At 71.3% G+C, this 17037-nt stretch carries 15 protein-coding genes and 1 pseudogene; 14 read left to right on the forward strand and 2 right to left on the reverse strand.

Annotated features, from left to right (window positions below; genetic code table 11):
• The first annotated feature begins 211 nt into the window (after nucleotides 1-211).
• The 8 genes and pseudogenes from IW245_RS36755 (at nucleotide 212) to IW245_RS36790 (ending at nucleotide 7314) form a co-directional block, all read left to right on the forward strand.
• Complete coding sequence (locus IW245_RS36755; protein WP_197007677.1) at nucleotides 212-973, forward strand: hypothetical protein; 762 nt, start codon at nucleotides 212-214, stop codon at nucleotides 971-973.
• Entirely contained in the window at nucleotides 970-1314 is a 345-nt protein-coding gene (hisI, locus tag IW245_RS36760; protein ID WP_233473182.1) for a phosphoribosyl-AMP cyclohydrolase, read from the forward strand. Before IW245_RS36755 ends, hisI begins: the two co-directional genes overlap by 4 nt.
• Nucleotides 1311-2807 (forward strand): annotated as a pseudogene (locus IW245_RS36765) (anthranilate synthase component I); the annotation flags it as partial. The gene hisI and the pseudogene IW245_RS36765, both read left to right, overlap by 4 nt.
• Nucleotides 2808-2884: 77 nt before the next feature.
• Nucleotides 2885-3457, forward strand: a complete 573-nt coding sequence (locus IW245_RS36770; RefSeq protein ID WP_197007679.1) for a Trp biosynthesis-associated membrane protein — start codon at nucleotides 2885-2887, stop codon at nucleotides 3455-3457.
• Nucleotides 3458-3620: 163 nt separating this feature from the next.
• On the forward strand, nucleotides 3621-4424 hold the full coding sequence (gene trpC, locus IW245_RS36775; RefSeq protein ID WP_197008877.1) for an indole-3-glycerol phosphate synthase TrpC: 804 nt from the start codon (nucleotides 3621-3623) through the stop codon (nucleotides 4422-4424).
• Nucleotides 4425-4461: 37 nt separating this feature from the next.
• On the forward strand, nucleotides 4462-5517 hold the full coding sequence (gene lgt, locus IW245_RS36780; RefSeq protein ID WP_197007680.1) for a prolipoprotein diacylglyceryl transferase: 1056 nt from the start codon (nucleotides 4462-4464) through the stop codon (nucleotides 5515-5517).
• A gap of 46 nt (nucleotides 5518-5563) precedes the next feature.
• A complete protein-coding gene (locus tag IW245_RS36785; RefSeq protein ID WP_197007681.1) occupies nucleotides 5564-6559 on the forward strand; it encodes an NAD-dependent epimerase/dehydratase family protein in 996 nt (331 codons plus the stop codon).
• Nucleotides 6559-7314 (forward strand): WecB/TagA/CpsF family glycosyltransferase, encoded by a 756-nt coding sequence (locus IW245_RS36790; RefSeq protein ID WP_197007682.1) that lies wholly within the window; start codon nucleotides 6559-6561, stop codon nucleotides 7312-7314. Before IW245_RS36785 ends, IW245_RS36790 begins: the two co-directional genes overlap by 1 nt.
• On the opposite strand, the gene IW245_RS36795 is transcribed toward IW245_RS36790, so the two are convergent.
• Together IW245_RS36795 and IW245_RS36800 are read right to left on the reverse strand one after the other, a co-directional pair.
• Entirely contained in the window at nucleotides 7311-7994 is a 684-nt protein-coding gene (locus tag IW245_RS36795) for a Uma2 family endonuclease (RefSeq protein WP_197007683.1), read from the reverse strand. The genes IW245_RS36790 and IW245_RS36795 overlap by 4 nt on opposite strands.
• 58 nt (nucleotides 7995-8052) lie before the next feature.
• A complete protein-coding gene (locus tag IW245_RS36800) occupies nucleotides 8053-8376 on the reverse strand; it encodes a hypothetical protein (protein ID WP_197007684.1) in 324 nt (107 codons plus the stop codon).
• A 187-nt stretch (nucleotides 8377-8563) separates the two neighbouring features.
• Here IW245_RS36800 and IW245_RS36805 point away from each other — a divergent pair, with 187 nt between their 5' ends.
• The 6 genes from IW245_RS36805 (at nucleotide 8564) to IW245_RS36830 (ending at nucleotide 17007) form a co-directional block, all read left to right on the forward strand.
• Nucleotides 8564-9385 carry a helix-turn-helix domain-containing protein gene (locus IW245_RS36805; protein ID WP_197007685.1) on the forward strand — a complete coding sequence of 274 codons (822 nt, stop codon included), beginning with the start codon at nucleotides 8564-8566 and terminating at the stop codon, nucleotides 9383-9385.
• Nucleotides 9386-9398: 13 nt separating this feature from the next.
• Nucleotides 9399-9602 carry a DUF397 domain-containing protein gene (locus tag IW245_RS36810; protein ID WP_197007686.1) on the forward strand — a complete coding sequence of 68 codons (204 nt, stop codon included), beginning with the start codon at nucleotides 9399-9401 and terminating at the stop codon, nucleotides 9600-9602.
• A 140-nt stretch (nucleotides 9603-9742) separates the two neighbouring features.
• Nucleotides 9743-10633, forward strand: coding sequence for a hypothetical protein (locus tag IW245_RS36815; RefSeq protein ID WP_197007687.1), 891 nt, complete (start codon nucleotides 9743-9745; stop codon nucleotides 10631-10633).
• A 117-nt stretch (nucleotides 10634-10750) separates the two neighbouring features.
• Nucleotides 10751-11077, forward strand: a complete 327-nt coding sequence (locus IW245_RS36820) for an FtsB/FtsL family cell division protein (RefSeq protein WP_197007688.1) — start codon at nucleotides 10751-10753, stop codon at nucleotides 11075-11077.
• A 133-nt stretch (nucleotides 11078-11210) separates the two neighbouring features.
• Nucleotides 11211-15605 carry a glutamate synthase large subunit gene (gene gltB / locus IW245_RS36825; protein WP_197007689.1) on the forward strand — a complete coding sequence of 1465 codons (4395 nt, stop codon included), beginning with the start codon at nucleotides 11211-11213 and terminating at the stop codon, nucleotides 15603-15605.
• Nucleotides 15598-17007, forward strand: coding sequence for a glutamate synthase subunit beta (locus IW245_RS36830; protein ID WP_197007690.1), 1410 nt, complete (start codon nucleotides 15598-15600; stop codon nucleotides 17005-17007). The genes gltB and IW245_RS36830 overlap by 8 nt, the downstream gene beginning before the upstream one ends.
• The last annotated feature ends 30 nt before the right edge of the window (nucleotides 17008-17037 follow it).

Below are 17037 nucleotides of genomic sequence, written 5' to 3' on the forward strand. Positions count from 1 at the left end.
GCAGAGCGCCTCCCCGCCCTCAGCGGGCCACCGGCCTTAGCACAAAAGCAAAGATCAACCACCACTTTCGGTTACGCCGCGTCCCCGACCCGGCAGCCGACGCTCGTCCGCCTCCCTCGGCACCGGTGTCAGCCGGGCGCACTCGGGAGGGGGCGCGACGAGCACCCCTCCGCCGTCGCGGATATGTTGGCGACGGCGATAGGGGAGTGACATGGCCTGGTGGAGCAAGGCGCCTGTCCGGGTGGCCGGCATGCTCGGCCTGGTCGGGGCCGGCGTCGCCGCCGGTGCCGCCCTGGTCGGCCCGTGGTGGGGCTGGGCCGGGGCCGTGGCGGGCTACGCCCTCGCGCACACCGTCGGCTGGGCCCTCGACCGGGCCCGGGGCCGGCCGCGCCGCCCGGGGCCGCCGCCGGCCCAGGCCCAGCGGTACCAGCTGCGGACCACCACCCTGTCCGGTTCGATCGTCGCCGGGCTCGGGTTCGGGCTGCTCGGCATGTTGGTGCTGACCGCCACCCTCGGCCTGATCGGCAACGCCGTCGCCCGCCGGTTCGCGGTCGGCGCGCCGTTCCTGTACCTGACCGTCCTGCTCGTCGGCGTCGTCGGCGGCGTGTTCTGGCTGCGCCGGACCGTGCTGTCCGACGTCGAGGTCACCGTCGGCGGGGCCACCCTGCTCGTGCGCGCCCGGTCCCGCCGCCAGGACTGGCAGGAGCTCCGGCTGCCCGTGGACGCGGTCGTGCGGATCGACGCGTTCTCCGACCCGTTCGGGGCCGCCCGCTGGCTGCGGGTCGACGCGGGGGCGTACGGCCGGTTCGAGCTGCGGTCCTCCGGCGTGCTGGCCGGCAAACGGGCCCAGTCGGCGATCGGCCGGCTCACGGTCGATCTGCTCGACCGGCTGGGCGCGGAGCGGCGCACCCGGCCGTTCCTGGCCCGCTGGGGCACGTACCGCTACGACATCAGGAAGAATCACTCCTCGTGACCGAGACTCTGGCACCCGAGATCGCCGCCCGACTGAAACGCGACGCCGACGGTCTGGTGGCCGTCATCGCCCAGCAGCACGACACCGGCGAGGTGCTGATGCTCGCCTGGATGGACGACGAGGCGCTGCGCCGCACGCTGGCCACCGGCCGGGCGACGTACTGGTCGCGCAGCCGGGGGGAATACTGGGTCAAGGGCGACACGTCCGGTCATGTCCAGCGGGTGCTGTCCGTGCACCTCGACTGCGACGGCGACGCGCTGCTCCTGCGGGTGGACCAGACCGGTCCCGCCTGCCACACGGGCGCACCGAGCTGCTTCTTCACTCCCCTGGAGCTGGCATGACCACCGGCGAGATCCTCCCGGACGAGGCGACGTTCCACGCACTGGCCGCCGGCCGCCGGGTGGTGCCGGTGACCCGCCGGCTGCTGGCCGACGCGGAGACCCCTGTCGGGATGTACCGCAAGCTGGCCGGCGGGCCGGGGACTTTCCTCCTCGAGTCGGCGGAGGCCGGCGGCGTGTGGTCCCGGTACAGCTTCATCGGGGTCCGGTCGTGTGCCACCCTCACCGAGCGCGACGGGCGCGGCGTGTGGCTGGGCGACCCGCCCGCCGGGGTGCCGACCGGGGGCGACCCGCTGGAGATGCTGCGGGCCACGGCCGAGCTGCTGGCCTCGCCCCGGGTGGAGGGCCTGCCGAGCCTCACGGGCGGCCTGGTCGGCTACCTGGCGTACGACATCGTGCGCCGGATCGAGAAGCTGCCGGTGATCGCCGAGGACGACCTGCACCTGCCGGAGTTGGGCATGCTGCTGGCCACCGACCTGGCGGTCCTCGACCACCTGGACGGCTCGGTCCTGTTGATCTCCAATGCCATCCTCCCGGAGACGGGGGCCTCCGGGGGTCACTTCTACGCCGACGCCGTCCGCCGGCTCGACGAGATGGCGACCGCGCTCGCCCAGCCCACTCCGCCGATGGTCGCCACCATGACGAGGATGCCGGCCGAGCACGTCGTCGGACGTACCCCCGAGGGTGGTTACGGCAAGGCCGTCGAGGTGGCCAAGGAGGCGATCCGGGCCGGCGAGTGCTTCCAGATCGTGCCCTCGCAGCGGTTCGAGACCGACACCGACGCCGACCCGCTGGACATCTACCGGGTACTGCGGGCCACGAACCCGAGCCCGTACATGTACCTGCTGCGGTTCGACGACGTCGACATCGTCGGCTCCTCCCCGGAGGCGCACGTCAAGGTCACCGGCCGCCGGGCCCTGCTGCACCCGATCGCGGGCACCCGGCCGCGCGGCGCGACGCCGGAGGAGGACGCGGCGCTCGCCCACGAGCTGCTGGCCGACCCGAAGGAGCGCGCCGAGCACGTGATGCTCGTCGACCTGGGCCGCAACGACCTCGGCAGGGTCTGCGTGCCCGGCAGCGTGCACGTGCCGGAGTTCTTCCAGGTCGAGCGGTACAGCCACGTCATGCACATCGTCTCCACGGTCGTCGGCGAGTTGGAGCCGGACCGCACGGCCCTGGACGCGCTGACCGCGACCTTCCCGGCCGGCACGCTGTCGGGCGCGCCGAAGGTCCGCGCCATGGAGATCATCGAGGAGCTGGAGCCGACCCGCCGCGGCCTGTACGGCGGCACGGTCGGCTACGTCGACTTCGCCGGGGACCTGGACATGGCGATCGCGATCCGCACGGCGCTGATCCGCGACGGCCGGGCGTACGTGCAGGCCGGGGCCGGCGTGGTCGCCGACTCCGACCCGGCGACCGAGGACCTGGAGACCCGGAACAAGGCGGCGGCGGTGCTCTCGGCGATCGCCTCGGCGGGCACCCTGCGCCCGGCGCGCGCGACGCTCCCGGCCCACGCGAGGGCCGCCCCGCCGGCCGGCGCGCGGGTCGCCGACGGGTGGCAGGGGACAGGCTGATGGCGAAGCGGACCTCCGACCCGGCCGACTCCCGGCCCGGCCCCGAGGGCAGTCGGTTCTCCGGCGGGCGGGGTCTGGGCTCCGCCGTCGTGGCCGTTCTCGCCGCCGCCGGCCTGGCCCTCTGGCTCGGCACCCGCCCCTGGCTGATCGAGCTGGTCCACCGCCCGGACCCGCTGCCCGTCGAGCGGGTCGCGCACTCCGGGGCGCAGAACACGCCGTGGCTGACCGCCGCCGCCGTCGTGGCGATGGCCGGCGCGGGCGCCCTGCTGGCCACCAGGGGCCTCGGACGCCGCCTGGTGGGCGTGCTCCTGGTCCTGGCCGGTCTGGGCGTCCTGGCGGCCTCTGGGTACGGCCTGGCGGCCGAGGGCGCCGCCCGGCTCCTCCTGCCCGCCGGCAACGCCCTGTCCGGCCTGGTGCTGTGCGCCGCCGGCGTGGTGGCCGTCCGGTTCGGCGCGGGCTGGCCGACCATGGGCGCGCGCTACGAGCGCGGATCCGAGCAGAAAGACGACATGTGGTCGGCGCTGGATCGGGGGGAGGACCCCACCCGACCGGATGGGCACCACATATCCTGACATGGCGGTGAAAAGAATCCGGGTTAACGCCCGAGTCGTCGAGAGGTCGCGCATTATGCACGATTCCGTGGCGAGAGGTGGGACATACCCCGGGTCCGGGCGGCTGAGTTCCTGGCCCTACGATCGGCCGCATGGCGCCCGGAGAGGGGAGTCCGCGGTGAGTGTGCTGGACGAAATTTTGGCTGGAGTTCGCGAAGATGTCGCGGCCCGTCAACAGCAGGTTCCGTTGGAGCTGGTCAAGGAGCGGGCGGCGGCAGCGCGGCCGGCTCTGGACGCGTACGCGGCACTCCGTGCCCCGGGCGTGGGAGTGATCGCGGAGGTGAAGCGCTCCTCGCCGTCGAAGGGTGCCCTCGCGGACATCCCCGACCCGGCGGAGCTGGCGGCGGAGTACGCGGCGGGCGGGGCGCGGGTGATCAGCGTCCTCACCGAGGGCCGCTGGTTCGGCGGCAGCCTCGACGACCTCGCGGCGGTCCGTGCGGCGGTGAACGTGCCGGTGCTGCGCAAGGACTTCGTGGTGTCGAGCTACCAGGTGCACGAGGCCCGCGCGTACGGCGCGGACATGGTGCTCCTGATCGTCGCGGCCCTGGAGAAGAACGTGCTGGTCGGGTTGCTCGAGCGCATCGAGTCCCTGGGCATGGCGGCTCTGGTCGAGGTGCACGACGAGGACGAGGCCGACATCGCCCTGGAGGCCGGCGCCCGGCTGATCGGCGTGAACGCGCGCAACCTGAAGACCCTCGAGGTCGACCGGTCGACGTTCGAGCGGATCGCGCCCGGGTTGCCGAACAACGTCGTCAAGATCGCCGAGTCGGGGGTGCGGGGGCCGCACGACCTGATCCGGTACGCCTCGGCCGGCGCCGACGCCGTGCTCGTCGGCGAGGGCCTGGTGACCCAGAAGAGCCCGAAGGACGCGGTGAAGGAACTGGTGAACGCCGGCAACCATCCGGCGACGCCACGGCCGGCACGCTGATCTCGCCAGACGCGCGGGTGCGGGGTAAGGTGCGCGGGTGAATCTGGCATCGATCCCCAGCCCTTCGGTAGGCGTCTGGCACGTGCTCGGCATCCCGATCCGGGGCTACGCGCTCTGCATCGTGCTCGGCATCGTCGTGGCCTGCTGGATCACCGAGACCCGGATGCGGCGCCGCGGCGCGCCGAAGTACGCGGTGCTCGACGTCGCGGTGTGGGCGGTGCCGTTCGGCATCGTCGGCGCCCGGCTCTACCACGTGATCACCTCGCCGCAGGCGTACTTCGGCGAGGGCGGCCACGCGATCAAGGCCTTCTACATCTGGGAGGGCGGCCTCGGGATCTGGGGCGGCGTCGCCGGTGGGGCCCTGGGCGCGTGGATCGCGTGCCGGCAGCTGAAACTGCCGCTGCGGATGGTCGCCGACGCCCTCGCGCCCGGGCTGCCCGTCGCGCAGGCGGTCGGCCGGTTCGGCAACTGGTTCAACAACGAGCTGTACGGCGGCCCGACGACGCTGCCGTGGGGCCTCCAGGTGCACGACTGGGATTCCACGAACGGCCGCGCGCAGACCGGCCCGGACGGCCAGCCGCTGCTCAAGGACGGCCTGTACCACCCCACGTTCCTCTACGAGGCCGTGTGGAACATCGGCGTCGCCGGCCTGGTGCTCTGGGCCGAGCGGCGGTTCAAGCTCGGCTGGGGCCGCGCCTTCGCCCTGTACGTGATGGGCTACACCGCCGGCCGGGTCTGGATCGAGGCGATGCGCACCGACCCCGCCAACGAGTTCCTCGGCGTGCGGATCAACGTGTGGACGTCGATCGTGGTGTTCCTCGGCGCGCTGGCCTACTTCGTAGCGAAGCGGGGCAAGCCGCAGGAGAAGCTGGTGGCGATCGAGGGCGTGCTCACGCCGGTACCCCTCGACTGGGAGCCGGAACCGGAGACGGCGTCGGAGGTCGAGGCGGACGTCGAGGTCATCGCGGAGCCGGCCGACGAAGCTGGACCGGACGCGGAAGCCGGGCCGGCCGAAGAGCCGGACACGGAGGCCGAGGCGGACGAGAGCACCGAAAAGCCAGCACCAAACGGGGACAAAACTCACCAGAAGTAGCGCGAGTATCCTGGGTCGAGCGGACAAGAATGGGAGACCCTCAAGCATGGCGAAGATCGACGCGGTAGTCACCGGGGCCGGCGGGTTCATCGGCGGACACCTCACCAAGGCACTCCTGGCGGAGGGCAAGACCGTCCGGGCCGTGGACATCAAACCGCTCAACGAGTGGTACCAGCGGCTCGACACCGCCGAGGAGGTCGTCGCCGACGTCTCCCTGCTGGGCGAGGCCCGCTCGGTGCTCGACGGCGGGGCCGGCGAGGTCTTCAACCTGGCCGCCGACATGGGCGGCATGGGCTTCATCGAGAACAACAAGGCCGCCTGCATGCTGTCGGTGCTGACCAGCACCCACGTGCTGATGGCCGCCAAGGAGGCCGGCGTCGACCGGTTCTTCTACTCCTCCTCGGCCTGCGTCTACGCCGCCGACAAGCAGACCGACGCCGACATCGTCGCGCTGAAGGAGGAGGACGCCTACCCGGCGATGCCCGAGGACGGGTACGGCTGGGAGAAGCTGTTCTCCGAGCGCCTCGCCCGGCACTTCCGCGAGGACTACGGCATCGCCACCCGGATCGCCCGCTTCCACAACATCTACGGCCCCAACGGCACCTGGGACGGCGGCCGCGAGAAGGCCCCCGCCGCCGCGTGCCGCAAGGTCGCGCACGCCGTGCTGACCGGCAACCACGAGATCGAGATCTGGGGCGACGGCCTGCAGACCCGCTCCTTCACGTACGTGGACGACTGCGTCGACGGCATCCTCCGGGTCACCCGGGGCGACTTCGACGAGCCGATCAACGTGGGCTCCTCCGAGGTCGTCACGATCAACCAGCTGTACGCGCTGGTGGCCGACATCGCCGGCGTCGAGATCAGCTACAAGCACGTCCCCGGCGCGCTCGGCGTCCGTGGCCGCAACAGCGACAACACGCTGATCCTCAAGGAGTTCGGCTGGGAGCCCTCGACGCGGCTGCGCGACGGCATCGCCCGGACGTACGCGTGGATCCTCGAGCAGGCCAAGGCCAAGGCCGCCGGTCTGGCGTACACCAACTGATGGGCGACATCCAGCGGGTCGACGTCCTCGGCGTGGGCGTGTCCGCCGTCAACATGGACATGGCCGTCGAGGAGGTCACCCGCTGGGTGGACCACCGCGAGCGGCACTACGTGTGCGTCACCGGCGTGCACGGCGTGATGGAGTCCCAGCGCGACCCCGACCTGCTGCGGATCCACAACGAGTCGGGCCTGACCACCCCGGACGGCATGCCCATGGTGTGGGCCGGCCACCAGGCGGGCGCCGACTGGATGACCCGGGTCTATGGCCCCGACCTCATGCTCCGGGTCCTGGAGTTGGCCGCCGAGCGCGGCTGGGGCTCCTACCTCTACGGCGGCAACGACGGCGTGCCCGAGCTGCTCGCCGCCAAGCTCCAGGAGCGGTTTCCCGGGCTGAAGATCGTCGGGATGCACTCCCCGCCGTTCCGGCCGCTGACGACCGAGGAGGACGAGGCGATCGTCCGCGAGATCAACTCGTCCGGGGCCGAGCTGGTGTGGGTCGGGCTGTCCACGCCCAAGCAGGAGCGCTGGATGTCCGCGCACGTCGGGCGGCTCGACGCGCCGGCGCTGTTCGGGGTGGGGGCGGCGTTCGACTTCCACGCCGGGCTCGTGCCGCAGGCGCCGGCCTGGATCCAGAAGCGCGGCCTGGAGTGGGCGTTCCGGCTCACCAAGGAGCCCAAGCGCCTCTGGCGGCGGTACTTCCGCAACAACCCGGCCTACCTGTGGCAGACCCGCCGCCGGAAGCCGTTCCTGCGCTAAGACCTTTTGACGGTTACGAGTGGCCCCGCCCCGGCCAGCGCCGGCCCTCGGCAAGGAGTCGCCAGCGTGATCTTCATGCGGCCGGGGAGCCCGAACTGCCCGGGCGCATGAAGATCAGCCGGATCGGGTCGGTCGGACAGCTCGGCCGGGTCGAGGGCGAACGGGAACGGGTAGCGGGTCGACCAGCGCTCGCCGGGCGGGACCGTCGCCGTGATCGTGTAGCGGCCCTCGTTGATGAGCTCGTAGACGTGCAGGTTGCCCTCGCGGTCGATCCGCCAGTACGCCGGGATGCCGGCCTCGGCGTAGAACGCCGGCTTGCTGGTCCGGTCGTTCATCTGGGTCGACCGGGACGCGATCTCCACGACCAGCGCGGCACCGGCGACCGGGGTCCACTCCTCACCCCGGACAGCGTCCGGTTTGAGAACCACGATGTCGGGGGTCAGGTTGGCGCTCGGCAGCCGGAGCCCCAGGTCGGTCCGGATCCGCCAGCCTTCCGGGGCCGCGTTCCAGAGCCGGGCATACAGGTTGCCCTGGATGCCCGGGTGCGATTCGTCGCCCGGCGCTGAGATGACCAGGCTTCCGTCGAAGATCTCGTAGCGATGACCGTCGTCGGGGAGCGCCGCGATCGTTTCCTCCGTCCATGCGTCCGGCATCTTCCAGTCGTAGCCGGGCTGAGTCACGGAGCACCTCCTTTTCGGCGGATCCCCAGTTGCCAAGTGGGTCTTCGGGTGGCGCTGGTCAGGCGTCCTCGTCGGGGTCGTCGTCGGCCGGGTCCTCGTCGTCCTCGGTCGGTTCGGGTGCCGGGTCGATCCACACCAGGCGGAACTGGCCGATCCGCGACCACATCCGGCGGGCGCTCTCCGCCGACTGCATGATGTCGGCCAGCGCGCCTTCCTCGAACCTCCGGACCACGGCATGGTCGTCGAACTGCATCCCGTACGCGTAGACCCGGCCGTCCTCGCGGTCGCCCCGCACCTGGCAGAGGGCGAACCGGCGCGGCGCGCCCTCGTGCGCCATCGTCTCCAGCAGCGAGTCGAACTCCTCATCGGTCCACAACTCCACAGCAACCTCCCGAATACGTGGTGTGACTGGGCTGTCTCCAATAGAGCACAGAGCATGGTGAGATCACTAGATTTCTAGCGGCGTGGGAATGTGTCAGGTTTCGGACATGATGTGCGGGGTTGCTAGGCGGCGCGTCGCGACGGTGGCACTATCCGCAGATATGAGCATGCGTCCAGACCCCGCAGCGATGCGCTGGCTGATCGGCGTCGAACTGGCCCGGCACCGGAGGGACGCTGGGTTGTCCCTGGCGCAGGTGTCGGCGGCTACCGGCATCGGCCGACCGAAACTGGGCCACATGGAAACCGGCTTGTACCGCCAGCATGCCGACGACATCTCCACTGTGCTTGGGGCCTACGGGGTGCCGTCGGAGGACATCGCGCGGGTTGCGGCGCTGGCCGGCCATGCCAACGCCCGAACGTGGTGGGCACCCTGGGAGAGCGCGATCCCCGAGTGGATGCGAACCATGGTCGGGCTGGAAGGGATGGCGGAGCGGGAGTTCCTATTCGAGCCGTTGGTGATTCCGGGGCTACTGCAAACGGAGGACTATGCGTTGGCGTTGACCCAGGCGGCTGTCATCGTTCGGCCGGACCGCCGGGAGCGGGTCGTGTCCTTCCGCCGGGAGCGGGCGGCCAGGCTAACCGCGCATGAGCCGCTCGATCTGCATGTTGTGATCGGAGAGGCGGCACTCGGGCTCAGCGTGGGCGATGAGCCAGCTCGGCGTCACCAACTTGAGCATCTGATCCGGATGGCTCAGCAGCCCAACGTGGCGATCCAGGTGATCCGCCCGGAAGGCGGCTCGCACGGCGCTTTGGCGGTGGGCCAGTTCATGGCGCTCAAGTTGCCGGAGACTCGGCCGGTTGTCTACGTGGAGTTGCTCGATGGCGCGTGTTACATCCACGAGCCTGACTTGGTGACCACGTATACGATGGTGGCTGACACGCTACGCCAAGTGGCCCTGTCGCCTGCCGAATCACTCGCGTTGATCAAGGGGCTGGTCAGCGCGGCCTAGCCCGGAGCTATCGATGTCAACGATTGACCTGTCCCACGCACGTTGGTTCAAGAGCAGCCGGAGCGCCAACAACGGGAGTTGTGTCGAGGCGACTGTTCTCGCGGAGCATGTCGCTGTGCGGGACAGTAAGGACGTGGGCGGGCCGGTGCTCGTCTTCGGGGCCGGGGACTGGGGGGCGTTCCTCGCCGGGGCCAAGGGTGGTCGGCTCCGCGGGTGACCCCGGAGAGCCCCAGGTCAGAGGGCCGGCGCTGGCGGGGCACAGCCCACCGTAATCATATGATGGGTTTGATCTGGGTCCCTTGAGGATGGTCGGGCAGCTGACTGCGGGCTGCTGTCGCGGGCCCGACGATGGACGGCATGACGCGGAACCAGCGGATTCTGCTCGTGCTCCTCATCGTGGCCATGCTCGGGCTGGCCGTCACGTTCTACCTGGTCGGGCTCGAACGGTCCGAGAAACTGTCCGGCGTCCTCGGCTCGATCTACGGCGTCGTCGGCGTGATCGGCGGGATCTACGCGCTGGTGGAGCGCAAGCCGACGCCGATCGGTGAGCAGGACACGATCGAGTTCCCGGTGCCGGCCCGGCCGGGGCGCGCCGAACGCCGGACGCTGTACAGCCTGGTCGTGCTGCTGACTCTCGCGCTCGTCGGGGCGGTGCTGGTGCCGTTGCTGATCCGGCACGACGGCGGCGCGCCGGACGCCCGGCAGCCGGGCCCCCAGGTCAGCAGCCCTGTCCCGCAGCCGGGACCGGCCACGTCCCCGAGCACCGGCGGAGGCGGAGGCGGAGGCGGTGGTGGCACCCAGGGGGACCCGGCCAAGCGCACCACCGCGCCCACGGTCGCGCCCACCACGCCGCCGGCACCCCCGCGGCCGACCCCGACGCCGTTCGTGACCACGGCGGCGACGGAGTTCACCCTCTTCGACCGCGACGGGGTGTCCTTCGCCGGCGGCTGGGCCAACCAGCTCGCCAACGGCGGGGGCGGCGACATCTCCTACGACGACGGCAACCACCAGTTGAACTACTACGAGGCGGCCGACACCGACGACACGAGCCATTCCGGGTGCCGGGCGGCGACCGTGCACCAGCTCGCCTTCAAGCTCGAACAGGTGCCGACGGGGACGACGTTCTGCCGGGCCGAGGGCGTGAACGGTAACGACCGGCGGGTGTCCTACGTCGTGATCGTGGCGAAGGGCTTCGACATTCCGCAGCCGTACGTCAAGGTCCGGGTCTATTTCGTGACGGCGAGCTGACCGGTGACCCGGCGGCACCGCCGTTCACCGTCTGCTCGGCAGGACCCCGTCTTAAACCTCGTGCCCCGACAGATTTCCGACATCACCCAGAGTGACCTGCGAGGGTACGCTTCAGCCATGATGCCCGCCGGTGCGAACCTCGGCGGCCGTACCGCAGGCTGTGGCGCCGCCTTCGTGTTCTACGTGCCGGCCCTCGTCCTCGCCTGGATGCTCGCCCGACTGCTCCCGGACGACCTGCCGTGGTGGGGCCGGTTCGCGGTCGGGGTGCTCGTCCTCGTCGTCTTCTCCGCGGCGCTCCTGCTCGTCGTCTCCCAGGTCGACCACTGGATCCGCACGCCCGGCGAGCAGGTGCCCGGGCGGGCCTGGGCCTTCTTCGGGGCCGGCCTGGTCGCGGGCGTCCCGCTGGCGTATCTGGGCAGCGAGCTGTTGTCTCGACTATTCTGAATGCACTCATTCATCCGGTCGTTACTTTGATCACAAGACGGGTGTACTGCTAGGCGCGTTCCGTCGCGTACACTCAGTTCCACCTATCGGGCCGACGCTGTCCCGCCACCATGCGACCGCGTCAGGAGGCTCGATGCCTGGTTCCCGCATCCCCGCACTCCAGGGCCTTTACGATCCCGCCAACGAACACGATGCCTGTGGCGTCGCCTTCGTGGCGGATCTGCGTGGCGCATCCCACGATGTGGTCAGCAAGGGGTTGTCCGCCCTGGTCCGCATGGAGCACCGGGGCGCGCAGGGCGCGGATCCCGGTACGGGCGACGGTGCGGGCATCATGATCCAGATCCCGGACGCGTACTACCGGGCCACGGTCGACTTCGACCTGCCCCCGGCCGGCCACTACGCCACCGGCCTCGTGTTCATGGAGTCGGACGACACCCGGGTGCTGGAGAAGTACGCGATCGCCGAGCACGCCCACATCCTCGGCTGGCGCGACGTCCCGATCGACGAGACCGGCCTCGGCGAGGACGCCGTCGACGCGATGCCCGTCATCCGGCAGGTCTTCCTCGCCTCCGACGAGGGCAAGAGCGGCATGGACCTCGAGCGGGTCGTGTACTGCGTCCGCAAGCAGGCCGAACGCGAGTCCCGCGAACGCGGCGCGCCCCTGTACTTCCCGTCGCTGTCCACCCGGACGATCGTGTACAAGGGCATGCTCACCCCGGCGCAGCTCGGCACCTTCTTCCCGGAGCTGTCCGACCCCCGGATCGTCAGCGCCCTCGCCCTGGTGCACAGCAGGTTCTCCACCAACACGTTCCCGTCGTGGCCGCTGGCGCACCCGTACCGGCTGGTGGCGCACAACGGGGAGATCAACACGATCAAGGGCAACCGGAACTGGATGGCCGCCCGCGAGGCCCTGCTGGACAGCGACGTGCTGCCCGGCCGGATCAAGCGGCTGTTCCCGATCACCACGCCCGGGGCCAGCGACTCCGCGACCTTCGACGAGGTCCTCGAACTGCTGCACCTGTCCGGGCGGAGCCTGCCGCACGCGGTGCTGATGATGGTGCCCGAGGCATGGGAGAACGACCCGGACATGGACCCCGCCAAGCGGGCGTTCTACCAGTTCCACGGTTCGCTGATGGAGCCATGGGACGGGCCGGCCTGCGTCGCGTTCACCGACGGCACCCGGATCGGGGCCGTCCTCGACCGCAACGGGCTGCGGCCGGCGCGCTGGTGGCGCACGTCCGACGACCTGGTCATCCTCGCCAGCGAGGCCGGCGTCGTGGACCTGGACCCGGCGACAGTGATCGCCAAGGGCCGGCTCCAGCCGGGCCGGATGTTCCTGGTCGACACCGCCGCGCACGCCATCGTGTCCGACGACGAGGTCAAGGCGGAGCTGGCCGCCGAGCAGCCCTACGCCGACTGGCTGCACGCCGGGCTGATGCACCTGGAGACCTTGCCGGAGCGCGAGCACATCGTCTACACCCACGCCTCGGTGCTCCGCCGGCAGCAGACGTTCGGCTACACGGCCGAGGAGCTGCGCCTGCTGCTCGCCCCGATGGCCGTGTCCGGCGCGGAGCCCCTCGGTTCGATGGGTACCGACACGCCGATCGCCGCGCTGTCCAAGCGCCCCCGGCTGCTGTACGACTACTTCAGCCAGCTGTTCGCGCAGGTCACCAACCCGCCGCTGGACGCGATCCGCGAGGAGCTGGTCACCAGCGTCGCGACCACGATCGGGCCGGAGCACAACCTGCTCGACCCGGGCCCGGCGAGCTGCCGGCAGATCACCCTGCCCTACCCGGTGATCGACAACGACGAGCTGGCCAAGATCCTGTCGATCGACGAGGACGGCAACCTGCCCGGCTTCCAGGCCGTGCGGGTCTCCGGGCTGTACCGGGTCGCCGACGGCGCGGCCGGCATGAAGGCCCGGATCACCGAGATCTGCCGGCACGTGTCCGAGGCGATCGCCGACGGCGTGCGGATCCTCGTGCTGTCCGACCGCGACTCCACCGCCGACCTGGCACCGATCCCGTCGCTGCTGCTCACGGCCGCCGTGCACCAGCACCTGGTCCGCGAGCAGACCCGCACGATGACCTCCCTGGTCGTCGAGTCGGGCGACTGCCGGGCCGTGCACCACGTCGCGCTGCTCATCGGGTACGGGGCGGCGGCGGTCAACCCGTACCTCGCCCTGGAGTCCGTCGAGGACCTGATCAGCACCGGTGGGCTCGACCTCGCCCCGGCCAAGGCGGTGCGCAACTACGTCAAGGCGCTCGGCAAGGGCGTCCTCAAGGTGATGTCGAAGATGGGCATCTCCACGGTCAGCTCGTACTGCGGCGCCCAGGTCTTCGAGGCCATCGGCCTGTCCACCGAGCTGGTCGGGCGCTACTTCGCCGGCACCACCGCCCGGCTCGGCGGCATCGGGCTCGACGGCGTGGCCGACGCGGTCGCCCAGCGGCACGCGGCGGCGTACGGCGGGGCGAGCGAGCTGGGCACGGGCGGGGAGTACCAGTACCGGCGCGACGGGGAGGTGCACCTCTTCAACCCGGAGACCGTGTTCCTGCTCCAGCACGCGACGCGGTCGAAGCAGTTCGACGTGTTCCGCAAGTACACGGAAAAGGTCGATGGTCTGACGGCCGACAGCGGTTCCCTGCGCGGACTGCTGGGCTTCGCCGACACGTCGCCGGTGCCCCTCGACGAGGTCGAGCCCGCGTCGGAGATCGTCAAGCGGTTCAACACCGGCGCGATGTCCTACGGCTCGATCAGCGCCGAGGCGCACACCGACCTGGCGATCGCGATGAACCGCCTCGGCGCGAAGTCCAACACCGGCGAGGGCGGCGAGGACCCTGAGCGGCTCTACGACCCCGCGCGGCGCAGCGCCGTCAAGCAGGTCGCGTCGGGCCGGTTCGGGGTGACCAGCGAGTACCTGGTCAACGCCGACGACATCCAGATCAAGATGGCCCAGGGCGCCAAGCCCGGCGAGGGCGGCCAGCTGCCCGGCAACAAGGTGTGGCCCTGGGTCGCCAAGACCCGGCACTCCACGCCCGGCGTCGGGCTGATCTCGCCGCCGCCGCACCACGACATCTACTCGATCGAGGACCTCGCCCAGCTCATCCACGACCTGAAGAACGCCAACGACGCGGCCCGCATCCACGTCAAGCTGGTGTCCGAGGTCGGCGTGGGCACCGTCGCGGCCGGCGTGGCCAAGACCAAGGCCGACGTCATCCTGATCTCGGGCCACGACGGCGGTACCGGCGCCTCGCCGATGAACTCCCTCAAGCACGCCGGCGCCCCCTGGGAGCTCGGGCTCGCCGAGGCCCAGCAGACCCTGCTGCTCAACGGCCTGCGCGAGCGGGTCACGGTGCAGGTCGACGGCCAGCTCAAGACCGGCCGGGACGTGATCGTGGCCGCGCTGCTCGGGGCCGAGGAGTTCGGCTTCGCCACCGCGCCGCTGATCGTGCAGGGCTGCGTGATGATGCGGGTCTGCCACCTCGACACCTGCCCGGTGGGCATCGCCACCCAGGACCCGGTGCTGCGCGAGCGGTACACCGGAAAGCCCGAGTTCGTGGAGAACTTCTTCCTGTTCCTGGCCGAGGAGGTGCGGGGCTACCTCGCGGCCCTCGGGCTCCGGACGATCGACGAGGCCGTCGGTCGCGTCGAGCTGCTCCGGCAGACCTCCGGCGACCTCGACCTGGCTCCGGTGCTGCACATGCCGGACGTGGACTCCGCCCGGCGGCGCACCACCACCCAGAGCCACGACCTGTCGAAGATCGACCTGGACCTCGTGTCCCGGTGGACCCCCGGCCGGCCGCTGCGCGCCACCCTCGACGTGCACAACACCGACCGGTCGGTCGGCACCCTGCTCGGTTCCGCCGTCACCCGGCACGCCGGCGGCGCGGGCCTGCCCGACGGCACGATCGACATCACCCTGCGGGGCACCGCCGGGCAGTCGCTCGGCGCGTTCCTGCCGCGCGGCGTCACCCTGCGGCTCTACGGCGACGCCAACGACTACGTCGCCAAGGGCCTGTCGGGTGGCCGGATCGTGCTCCGGCCGTTCGTGTCCGCCCGGTTCGCGGCGTCCCAGCAGGTCATCGCCGGCAACACCATCCTGTACGGCGCCACCTCCGGCTCCTTCCACGCCTCCGGCCAGGTCGGCGAGCGGTTCGCCGTCCGCAACTCCGGGGCGCTCGGCGTCGTGGAGGGCGTGGGGGACCACGGCTGCGAGTACATGACCGGCGGCACCGTCGTCGTCCTCGGCCGGACCGGGCGCAACTTCGCGGCCGGCATGTCCGGCGGCGTCGCGTACGTGCTCGACCTCGACCCGGTCATGGTCAACCGCGAGCTGGTCGACCTGGAGCCGGTCGCGGATCCAGCGGCTCTGAAGGGCATCGTCGCCCAGCACCTCGAACTGACCGGCTCCACCACGGCGGCGCTCCTGCTGTCCGAGTGGGACCCGGCGCGGTTCACCCAGGTGATGTCCCGGGAGTACAAGGCGGCGCTGGCCGTGGTTGCAGAGAGGCAGGTCGTCCATGCCTGATCCGAAGGGCTTCCTCACCCACGGCCGCCAGACGGCTCCCCGCCGGCCGGTGCCGGTCCGGATCTCCGACTGGCGCGAGGTCTATCTGCCCGCGTCCGACGAGCTGCTGAAGAACCAGGCGTCGCGGTGCATGGACTGCGGCATCCCGTTCTGCCACGACGGCTGCCCGCTCGGCAACCGGATCCCGGACTGGAACGACCTGGTCCGCACCGGCCGGTACGACGCCGCGGCCGAGCAGCTGTACGCCACGAACAACTTCCCGGAGTTCACCGGCCGGCTGTGCCCCGCCCCGTGCGAGGCGGCCTGCGTGCTCGGCATCGCGTCCGACGCGGTCACGATCAAGCAGGTCGAGCAGGCGATCGGGGACCGGGCGTCCCTGGCCCCCGGTGTCGTCGCCCCGGCCACCGGCCGGCGGATCGCGGTCGTCGGCTCCGGCCCCGCCGGGCTCGCCGCGGCGCAGCAGCTGGTCCGGGCCGGGCACGCCGTGACCGTCTTCGAACGCGACGACGCCCCCGGCGGCCTGCTCCGCTACGGCATCCCGGACTTCAAGCTGGAGAAGACCGTCCTCGACGCCCGGCTCGACCAGCTCCGTCTTGAGGGCGTGGTCTTCGAGTGCGGTGTCAACGTCACCGACCTGGCCGCGCTCCGGGAGTCCTTCGACGCCGTCCTGCTCGCCGTCGGGGCCCTCGCCGGCCGCGAGGTCGACACCCCCGGCCGGCACCTGGCCGGCGTGCACCAGGCCATGGAACACCTCGTCGAGGCCAACCGGTGGATCGCGTTCGGCGAACAGCCGGTCATCGACGCGGCCGGCAAGCACGTCGTCATCATCGGCGGCGGCGACACGGCCGCTGACTGCCTGGGCGTCGCCCACCGGCAGGGCGCGGCCTCCGTGACCCAGCTCGACCGGTACCCGGTGCCGCCCACCAGCCGCGACGGCGACCGCGACCCGTGGCCCACGTGGCCCTGGCTGCTGCGCGACTACGCGGCGCACGAGGAGGGCGGCGAGCGCGCCTTCGGGGTTGCGGTCTCGGAGTTCGAGGGCGCCGACGGTCAGGTCACCGGCGTGCGGATCGACGAGGTGACCGTCGTCAACCGGGTGGCCACCCCGGTGCCCGGCACCTCGCGGGTACTGCCCGCCGACCTGGTCCTCCTCGCGATCGGCTTCGCCGGCACCGACTCCCCGCTGGGGCTCGCCGAGGGCGGGCGCTTCCCGGCAGGCGACGACTGGCAGACGGGCACCGACGGCGTGTTCGTGGCCGGGGACGCGCACCGGGGCGCATCGCTCATCGTGTGGGCGATCGCCGAGGGGCGCGCGGCGGCCTCGGCGATCCACTCCTACCTGGGCGGGACCGGCGCGTTGCCGGCTCCGGTGCGCCCGACGTCGGCGGCACTGACGGTGTAGGTTCCGGCTCCGGGCGGGCTCCAGGCTCCG

The organism is Longispora fulva (assembly GCF_015751905.1).
GTDB lineage: Bacteria > Actinomycetota > Actinomycetes > Mycobacteriales > Micromonosporaceae > Longispora > Longispora fulva.